Below are 9,658 nucleotides of genomic sequence, written 5' to 3'. Positions count from 1 at the left end.
CAGTCGCGGCACTGAAACGCCGAATCCTCGGGAGTTTGTATCTACAGAAATTTCTCAGCAGGTGTTTCGGGGCGAGACTGATATTTATTTAAACGAAGTTGAAACAACCACAGCTTATCGAGTCATTGAAAGCGGGGAAAATGGATATTGTGCGAGTAAAAAAATTGAAGCGGATCAGGTGACAGCGATTTATTTATCGCCCCAAGATCCGGATTATTTTGCGGCTGGGGGGCATCCTGTGGCTTTGTACCGATATCGCTTGGAGTTGTTGCCGACAGAATAAGCTAATTCATGGTGAATTATTAGTATGGCAACTCTAGCGGGGCGAATGGCATGGGAACGAATAATATAAGCTATCTCAACTGGGATTAATCCAAAAGCCAGCGACTTTCAAATGTGGGCTGAATCACAACAGAGATGGCATCCTACTCAAACACCTAATGGCCCGTTAAAATATATTGATAAAAACGGAGTAGCTAGGCTAACGCTTAAACAGGGAACTCCAAGAGCTCCGGGAAGCAATCATCCTCATGTAGAGTTCAGAAATCCCAAAGGCAGTAGAATCGATCTACAAGGAAAGCCCGTCAACAGAAAAAGTATAGCTAATCATACTCCTATCGATTGGGACATTTAACAATGGAACGCTTAAACTACTGGCAGTTTCCGGGATTTGAAAATATTTATTTAGAGGATAGCTATGTACTCAGCATTAATGCTAAAACATCTATACAAATCCTCTTAGAAGCTGTCCTCACTGAGAATCACCCTCTATACACTCAAGCCTTACCTGGGGAACAGTATTGTTATTGGCGGATGACAGTCAATTTCCCCCATCCTCAAACCTACGATTTGGTTCTGAACAACATCAGCCCAATTGCCGATCCAGATGGTAGCGTTGATTACGGGAACATAGACGAATTTTTTAGGGCGGATGACAAATACTATTTAAGAGGGGAATGGGGAGAATTTACTATAGTTTCCGCTCCACCCATACTTTTTGATGTAGAAAACTATTTAATTGTCAGAAACGGCGAGAAGTTTATTCAAATTAATAAGGATAAAATCAGTATTTTTGAATGGAAAAGGGCAAGAAAAGGAGTAATCGCCTTAGTTTACGAAAACGATTTAGGAAGTCCTTTATCTGTTCAAATTGAGGCAGAGCAAGATCCCGAAGGCTTTAGAGCAGCTTTGGGGTATATGAGGGAACTTGAAACAGGCTATACAACTGATATTACAGGAGGCGAACTGACATTTGACAAAATCAAGCAGTATTATGCCCCTAATTTTAATCAGGAAAATGTGCAAGCATTTTCAGTTAAATATCCTAGCTCAGCGGGTAATCAATATTCGATTTCGGCAATTACTTCCGACAATTAAGGTGAAATCTCGATCTAGGGATGGTGAAGTGAGGATTCAAAACATCTATACTAATTGTGCTTGTCCTCAGCAATCTTAGCCAGATCGAGAAATTCTTCCAACAGTTTGAAAAATTTATCGAGGGCATCTTTTTCGTCAGCAGAGAAGAAGAGAATTATACTGTCCCATCCGTGAGTTGACGTAATTTGATATCTTTCTTGTATCCACTCTTGAAATCCATCAACCAAGTTCCGCTCTAGCCGTCTCATATCCATCTAAAAATGCGCGCAGGCGGGTAATTGAACACTTGCCCAAATACATACCAGGTCTCTGTTTGATTCTTTGCAGTAAATCAAAGAAGTATTCAGATTTAACATCTAGTTTGTTAACATTGACTTCGGCTAGCATAAAAAAGTCTCCTATTAAAAGTCTTCTTCTATTACTATAAACTGTAAATCATTAAATAGCTTACCATGAAATAGCAAGTTTGTCATCCATTGCTCTCTGTTTAGCCCGTCCGGGTGATGGTTGTCAAAAATAATTTCTATGTTGTTGATAACAATAGCGATTCCTTCGTGACGACCATTGACTGAAATAGCCTCTCCCGGTACGCTATCATCATAAATCCCACTGTTCCGACCTCTTCCGTATCCTGTGTACAGTTTTATGCGCTTTCCAGGAATTCCTTGACTTGTCAAGTAATCCTTGAGATTGGTGGCGCACTCAACACATTTAAAGTTTTCATAGCGATCGACAATAGCCTTGATTTGCAGTATTTGCTCAGCACTAATTTAACTCATATCCCACCACAACCAACAAATTGATGACTTACGCATCGATGGCCAGAAACCGGGTTTTTTACGAAAAATATTCGCTGTAGCCCGCAGATTCGGTAAAAAACCCGGTTTCTTAGTCGCAGTGTACCCAACCTAAAAATTCACCTAAAAAAATTAGAAGGTGAAAAATTAGTTTTTCACCTTCTAACTTGCGACTTTCCGATTTCGGGTTACTGCACAAACTTCTTGAATGCCAGTGTCACGTTGTGGCCGCCAAATCCAAAGGAATTGGACAGTGCCACATCAACTTTTAGATCGCGACTTGTATGGGGAACATAATCTAAATCGCACTCAGGATCGGGATTTTCTAGATTGATTGTCGGCGGGACTTTATCGTTGGCGATCGCCATTACCGTCGCCACCGCCTCAATTCCCCCAGAACCGCCCAAAAGATGGCCTGTCATTGACTTGGTAGAACTAATTGCTACTTTGTAAGCGCTTTCTCCCAAAACCTTCTTAATTGCCTTTGTTTCCGTGGAATCGTTGGGAAGCGTACTCGTGCCGTGAGCGTTGATATAGCTCACTCGATCCGGCGTCAAACCCGCATCCTTGAGGGCTAAAGCGATCGCCCGCGATGCACCTTCGCCCCCCGGTACTGGGGATGTCATGTGGTACGCATCGCAGGTTAAACCGTAGCCGACGATTTCGGCGTAAATCCTGGCGCCTCGTGCCAAAGCGTGTTCCATTTCTTCTAAAAGCAGAATCCCAGCACCTTCGCCGACGACAAAACCATCACGATCGCGATCGAACGGACGGCAAGCATGAGTCGGGTCATCATTGCGAGTCGAAAGCGCCCTCGCCGCAGCAAAACCCGCCACGCACAAAGGAGTTACCGCCGCTTCGGTACCGCCGCAAATCATGGCTTGGGCATAACCGCCCTGAACTAGGCGAAACGCATCGCCCACAGCGTTTGAGCCGGCAGCGCAGGCTGTCACCGTGCAAGAGTTCGGCCCCTTGGCGCCCGTTTGAATCGCCGTCAGGCCTGCGGCCATATTCGCAATCATCATCGGAATCATAAACGGGCTGCATCGATCGGGGCCGCGAGTCAGATAAATTTCTTGCTGGTCTTCTAAAACCTTCAGCCCGCCAATGCCGGTGCCAAGAATGACACCCACCTGTTCTGCGTTCAGGTCGTTAATCTCAAACTTCGCATCAGCCAGAGCTTGTTTGCTCGCTGATACCCCAAATTGAGCAAAGCGATCCATCCGCTTTGCTTCCTTGCGCTCTAAATACTCGTGAGGGTCGTAACCCTTCACCTCTCCAGCAATCCGGCAGTCGTGCCGCGACGCATCGAACAAGGTGATCGGGCCGATGCCATTTTTCCCGGTCAGCAACCCGTCCCAATATTCAGACAAGGTATTGCCGATCGGTGTAATCGCGCCGAGACCCGTGATAACAACGCGCTTACGCTCTAAATTTGCCATGATTTCAGTTTCAAAAAATTAAACACCCAGAACGCAGAACAAAAGAGGAGTTGTTAGTTTTTTAACTTCTCTCCTCTTAGGGGAAAAGACAGGTATTTTATGCTTTTGGAGCTGCAAGTTTGCTGCTGATGAAATCTACAGAAGCTTGAACCGTGGTAATTGCTTCGGCTGCTTCGTCGGGAATTTCAATATCAAACTCTTCTTCCAATGCCATTACCAGCTCTACTGTATCTAGGGAATCTGCTCCTAAATCGTTAGCAAAGTTGGCTTCGGGCTTGACTTCGGTGGGATCGACTTCTAGTTGATCGGCCACAATTTTCTTGACTCTAGCAAAAATGTCGTCTTGACTCATAAAAAACTCCAGTAAGTATAAAAACCCTGTGTCTTCAGACTAGGGATGAAACACGGCATTGGTTGCTGCGTATCTGATCTTATCCGAAAGGGGGATCTTCGGGAGAAAGGGTTGCCGCTTTTCTAACTGACCCTTTGTGTAGGGAGTGGGCCGTGGTCAACTTAAGGACTGTTGGGACTCCTCGAAACCGGGTTTTTCACCGAATCTGCGGTCTACAACGAAGTATTTTTCTCCGTCAAACCCGGTTATTATGTAGGGCGAAGGATGAGGGTGACAGTAGATCGCGATCGCCAACCATTTTTTTGTCCTCATGCGAGAGCCCTGCCAAGGTCTACATCAACATACTATGTCGCTTGTGTCAACCTTTAATACTGAACCGACGCCCTAGAACTCATCCAACCAGTTCTATATGATCGGTGTGCATGGGCCTTATGCCAGCCATGTCAAGGTGCTACCGACACATTTACGCGATCCTAGCTGTTGGCGATCGATAATAAACAAGATTTATTGTTGATCTGGATTGAAAACAATCAGATTGAACGATCGTCTGAAACGAAATTTCAACCGTTTGAAGGCTTTCTTCACCACCTTGACAGGGCTAGCCTTGTTATGAATTCGCTGATTAATGAGTTGCCATTGCAGCATCCAAGCGAAGTGCGATCGTCTCATCTTTTTCTAATCTCATCTTCCAACGCTTGCTTCTTTTTTTCTTTGCTAGCATGGGCTGAAGGTCTTGCCTTTTGGGAACCGACTGATTCTAATTCCTCTTTCTTTACACCAGGCTCGGTTTTCCGTTGTATGCACCAATATCTTTTGTCCATCTGCTCCAGGGCGTTGTTAGATATCGCCGCTATTCACGTGATGTTGATCTGCACGCTGGGATTCTAATTTCCCAACCAGTTTCTATGGAATCTGGATTATTGGTCAGAGAAGGATACTTATCACTGTTTACTGACGCAATTTCTTGTGCTGAAGTATTGAAACGAGCAGCAATTTTACTTAGAGTATCACCTCGCTGAATTTTATACAAAGTATCTAGTTTACTAAGTGATTGTCTTACCTTCCAGGCATTCACTAGATCGCCTTGTGAACGATAAATTTCCTCTGCTATATTATAATCTTTGACTGCCTCTACCTGATTGCCAAATAAGTAGCATTGAACGTCTCCTCGACTATAGTAAGTAGGAGCATACTGCTGATTTAATTGATATGCTTTTTGATATTCTGCCAGCGCAGCTTGTTTATCATTTTTTCTTCGATAAACATCACCACGTCCTACATAAGCAGGTGCATATTTAGGATCTTTTTGACGTGCATTGTTGAATTCTGTGAAAGCTTTATCAATATCTCCAATTACAAGATATACCCTACCTTTACCAACATATGCAGGTGTATAAGAACTGTTAAAATCTAAAGCTCTATTAAAATCTTCAAATGCTAAATTATATTCTTCAATATTAAAAAAAGCATTAGCTCGATTTATCAGAAACTCTACATCTCCTGGTTTTTGATTAATTTTTTCTGTGAGATCAGAGATTATTTGCTTATTTTGATATTCAATAAATTTAAAACTGTTATCCCAGCGCGATGCTCGATTTGGGTAAGTGCAAGTTAAAGCAGAAGGTTGCCACTGACCAGTCATACTCCAATGTTCAAAGGAACACCAAGTCTCAATACTTTTATCAACTAGAGAGGTTACTCCCGGTGAAAAATCCAGCCAAGGGCGGATAAACCAAAATGGTAAAGTAATCAATGGTGTCAAATATAGGCTTTTTTTACCTACGATCCATTTCTGTTGAAAGGCACTTCTTTCAAGACTTTGACAGGCTTCTTTTGTTTGCTCAATAACTCTTAGTAGTCCTTGAAAAAATTTCTCTATTCCCTGTAAAAAATCAGCAAAACCATCACCAGACTTGTGTAAAAAAGGTTCAATCTTGTAGGAAAACCAAAATAGTCCAGAAACAATTCCATACGCTAGCAAGAATATAAGCTGTAAAGCTCTGGCAATTAGCCAAGGAATCAAGCGTAATAATAAAAGTGGCAAGAAAAACATGAGAAGGGTTATAGTGACAAGCGCTTGCCACGGCATAGGCAAGTAGATTATCCCCCCCCAAATGCTCCGCAAGATTAGGTGCAATAAGCTCATTACTCTAAAACCTAACTTTCTCTACATTTACAATTCATAGAAACTTGTAACGAGTGTTCTAACTGGGCACATCGTCCAGATCATCATCGTCATCGTCATCAGATCGTTGTTGTATGTCTTCGTTTGCTGCATTACCTTCCAAAGCAGCTTTTGGTGATTCGGTTAAACCCATTACTCGCCGTAAAACTCTCATGCTAGCTTCACCCAGTTCAGATCCTTCAAGCGCATCTTCTTGCAGCATAATTTTTAATAGTTCCATATTGCTACCAGAAGAAAGCTGCTTTTGCTGATCAAAACGACTGATCAGCTCAGCAATATTTCCAGGATTTTGTGCTAGATAGGCAGCAAGTAGACTGGGTTCACCACCTCGTAGAAGTTTCTCATAATGCTCTTGACTAGCTGAAGCACGCATACGTTTCAATTCATCAAGCTTCAGTTGTGCAATTTCTTCAGCTTGGGCAAGTCTAAATTGAGCCGCTTTGTCAGCTAATAATGCAGCTTCATTCAGTTCGGTTAAGGTTACTTGCTTGATACTTCCGATCGCTGATGAGTCAATTTGCAATGAAGCTACCAGTTGAGGAACTCGCAATCCTAAGTCATCAAAACAGCGTTCATCAACAACTCTTCGCCTCACACTTCTATTAATATCTTTTTCTGCCGTCGCATTTTCTCGCAAATCATAATCACGAGAAATTTGTTTCATCTCATTAATGAGCCGTGCTTTTAAAACTGAAGCGACATCCTGTGTCCCTGCCTTTACGATGATTTGTGCATCAGAAACAGAGCAGGTAATTTCTACTGTGGTTGGAAAGTCGAACCCAGAAGTTTTTGAAGGTAAGGAACAATCAATTTTTAGTACATATTCACCAACATCTATTTTGTATAAGAAATTATATCCCCCAAATTTAAATTTACTAAAAGAGATCGGTTTATCTCTGTGACTAATGACTAACAATTCACCGCCACTACGAGACAAAACGAGAACTGTATTGGGCGCAGGTACAGGAATCTCTTTAGTCAAAGACCAGCCTCGAACATCTTCTTGGCTTAAAATTGGATTGAATGTTTCTTGCATAGTTTCTCTCCTTTACTGTGTTAATCCTTTTTGTTGTAAAAATGTCAGAATTGTTAGTGAATATGAATTTCCTCGATCTGCCCACCTCTTGAGATAGCCCTTAAGGCGGAGCCGTTCTTTTGAATCTCCATGTTTCATAATCCTAGTGATAATTTTTCCAAGGGGTTGCCTCAGTTCAGAATCTTTTTCTACAAAATTAAACCAGGACTCTAGCTCTTTTATCACCAAAGAACGAGTCAGTTTAAGATTTAGAGAAGATCTGATAAGCGACGAAACTGTTTGTGAACTTTTCTCATCTGTCTTGACCAACCAAAATAGCGTTGGCAATTTTTTACAATTGAGATTATCTACTGAAGTCTCTGATGTTTTCATAATGCCCCAAGTAACAAAAGCAGCCATTTCATGGGACGATTCTTTTCTGTCATACTTTAGCCATGTCTCAAGATGTTTTAAGATGATCAATCGATTATCAGGAATAGATTCACTCATTTCAAAAAGCATGACCATGCCTTCTAAAATATCTGAAAAAAGATTGATATCATTTGATTTTATGATTTTCATAAACTTCTCAAATGTATCATCTGGAAATTTCAAGCCAACGTAAAGACTATAAGCTTCAATGGACGTTCGTCTTAAGTTTGGCGAGTTCTTTAATGTACTCCAATGGGATAATAAATTCTGTGCTTGTTGAGAAGCAATTTCATCATCACCTAATGCAGTAAAACCCAAAGATAATGCCACTAACGAACGCTGTGAAGGGTTATCAGCCTTTGCCCAAGGAATCAAAACCATTTCACGTACTAGGTCAAAGCGATATTTGCAAGACTCACTGAGCCCACCAGCAAGACGAACTTTCGTTAGAGAACCCTGTGTTGTACCAAGTTCTACCAAACAATCAAGAATTATCTGCCAGTAATAGTCTTCTTCCTGCCAAATATACCTTAATAAAGCACCTTGAAAATTTGTGTCATTGAACAGGGAAATCTCAAATGAGTTGCGCCCAAACTCTGTATTTTCATGGCTATCTTCAGTATAAGCAAGGACTATCCTCAGTCGTTTTTTAAACCCTAGCATTTTAAATTTGAGGGTTTCATCATCTAGTTCCTGAGTATCTTTACCTGATTTTGAACGCATTTTAGACTCTAGCTTCTCGCTCATAGCGATAATAGATTGGCAATCACTTCCGTTCAAAAACGCCATCGCTATCATTAGAGAACGATGATGCATCGCTGGGTAATTCTCAAACCAACGCTCTACCCTTTCTGGCAAAGGTATTGCAGCATAATCAAAATCATCTAAAGTTGCAGGATCACGATCGGAAGATCCCTCTGAATTACTCTGACTATGATTATATTGGCTACCACCCACAAACTGCCCACTACTGTAAAAACTTCCATCGATATGTGTACCACCAGTTTGGAAGTTAATAGTGCCTACTGAACCACCTTGTTTTATGAACTCGCTGACAAATCTTTTTGCAAAGTCTTGAAACTGCTGTTGAGATTCATCAACTTTATTCTCACTAGATGACTCCTTCTTTACAAATGATTGAAAGATTTTTTCACGCTCATCATCAGAAGGTTTTTCTTTTTTCTCAACATTTGCAGGTTCCTGTTTGGGTTGCTCAGGGGATAGATTTTCCTCATTGACATCGCCTGGAGGTGTGGCAATAGACATGGCGCTTTAAAGAAATCCGGCAGGTATAAACATAGCAGTTAACTTGGCAGGGTTAGAAATTCTACTTATTACCTGCATTGTGTTGATCGCGACCAACAAAAGTTCCAGTATTGTGTAAATCTCCTCGAATAGAAACTCCACCACTCTGGAGATTAACTGATTGATCTACTGCGCGCTCATGTTCTGAATCTTTCTCTTGCATTAGCTTCAGCAACTCTTGAGTCAGTTCTGGATTTCCTTCGAGAATATCTCTGATTTGACTAATTAACGCAAACTGCGAAATCTCATCTGGACGCTGTATTACATTAGTGACTGCCTCCTGGGCGGCTCCTTTCTGCTCAACTTGAGGGCTGAGTTTTGCCCAAACATTCTTAGCTTTGTCCCAACTGGATTTTCCTAGAGCTTTTACAGCGTCGGTACTAACCCCCTCAGCAACTTTCTCACCAATTTTCATGAGGAAGGGTAATGCAGGACATAGTAAGCTAACAAGGAGCTTTGCAAGTTCTGTAGCATCTGGCATATTAAGTTATCCTGGGTAGTTTAATGGTTAGCCTTCTGATTAGGCTGGTGTCTCTACGTAATTTCCGGAAAATTTGACATAAATTTGTTACGAGATCGTCAAGATAGGATATCTTTCCTAACGATCTAAATAAAATGCAGATGGTATGAGACAGCACAGAAGGTCATGAAAACTTAGAGGCCTCCACAAAAAGAATGATCCAATAGCTATGTGGGTTTAGCGAAAATTTCCACAAACCATTTGTGAAGATTGGGCAGACGATTTATCTGGGT

General features: G+C 41.7%; 10 protein-coding genes. 2 read left to right on the top strand and 8 right to left on the bottom strand.

Annotated elements, in window-relative coordinates; genetic code table 11:
- Together JGK20_RS32860 and JGK20_RS32855 are read left to right on the top strand one after the other, a co-directional pair.
- On the top strand, window positions 1-283 hold a 283-nt coding region (locus JGK20_RS32860), incomplete at its 5' end, for a DUF6816 family protein (protein ID WP_366039811.1).
- A gap of 353 nt (window positions 284-636) precedes the next feature.
- Entirely contained in the window at window positions 637-1,377 is a 741-nt protein-coding gene (locus JGK20_RS32855; RefSeq protein ID WP_293233613.1) for a hypothetical protein, read from the top strand.
- Window positions 1,378-1,427: 50 nt separating this feature from the next.
- On the opposite strand, the gene JGK20_RS32850 is transcribed toward JGK20_RS32855, so the two are convergent.
- The 8 genes from JGK20_RS32850 to JGK20_RS32815 form a co-directional block, all read right to left on the bottom strand.
- The gene (locus JGK20_RS32850) at window positions 1,428-1,625 is read right to left on the bottom strand and encodes a hypothetical protein (protein WP_293233611.1); all 198 of its coding nucleotides are present in this window, start codon (window positions 1,623-1,625) and stop codon (window positions 1,428-1,430) included.
- A gap of 153 nt (window positions 1,626-1,778) precedes the next feature.
- Window positions 1,779-2,123: a papain fold toxin domain-containing protein gene (locus tag JGK20_RS32845; RefSeq protein WP_293233615.1), complete on the bottom strand. Its 345-nt coding sequence runs from the start codon at window positions 2,121-2,123 to the stop codon at window positions 1,779-1,781.
- A gap of 239 nt (window positions 2,124-2,362) precedes the next feature.
- Window positions 2,363-3,616: a beta-ketoacyl-ACP synthase II gene (gene fabF / locus JGK20_RS32840; protein WP_293233609.1), complete on the bottom strand. Its 1,254-nt coding sequence runs from the start codon at window positions 3,614-3,616 to the stop codon at window positions 2,363-2,365.
- Window positions 3,617-3,713: 97 nt separating this feature from the next.
- Window positions 3,714-3,968 carry an acyl carrier protein gene (gene acpP / locus JGK20_RS32835; RefSeq protein WP_293185403.1) on the bottom strand — a complete coding sequence of 85 codons (255 nt, stop codon included), beginning with the start codon at window positions 3,966-3,968 and terminating at the stop codon, window positions 3,714-3,716.
- A gap of 850 nt (window positions 3,969-4,818) precedes the next feature.
- Window positions 4,819-6,057 (bottom strand): LysM peptidoglycan-binding domain-containing protein, encoded by a 1,239-nt coding sequence (locus JGK20_RS32830; protein ID WP_293209014.1) that lies wholly within the window; start codon window positions 6,055-6,057, stop codon window positions 4,819-4,821.
- Between the two features lie 115 nt (window positions 6,058-6,172).
- Window positions 6,173-7,189 carry a hypothetical protein gene (locus JGK20_RS32825; protein ID WP_293209012.1) on the bottom strand — a complete coding sequence of 339 codons (1,017 nt, stop codon included), beginning with the start codon at window positions 7,187-7,189 and terminating at the stop codon, window positions 6,173-6,175.
- Window positions 7,190-7,201: 12 nt separating this feature from the next.
- Window positions 7,202-8,866 (bottom strand): hypothetical protein, encoded by a 1,665-nt coding sequence (locus tag JGK20_RS32820; RefSeq protein ID WP_293209010.1) that lies wholly within the window; start codon window positions 8,864-8,866, stop codon window positions 7,202-7,204.
- Window positions 8,867-8,927: 61 nt separating this feature from the next.
- Window positions 8,928-9,386: a hypothetical protein gene (locus tag JGK20_RS32815; RefSeq protein ID WP_293209008.1), complete on the bottom strand. Its 459-nt coding sequence runs from the start codon at window positions 9,384-9,386 to the stop codon at window positions 8,928-8,930.
- Between the last annotated feature and the right edge of the window lie 272 nt (window positions 9,387-9,658).

Origin of the sequence: Microcoleus sp. PH2017_05_CCC_O_A (assembly GCF_020738785.1) — a bacterium.
Lineage (GTDB): Bacteria > Cyanobacteriota > Cyanobacteriia > Cyanobacteriales > Microcoleaceae > Microcoleus.
The sequence above is the reverse complement of the archived record's forward strand: the minus strand, read 5'-3'. Positions and strand labels throughout refer to the sequence as shown.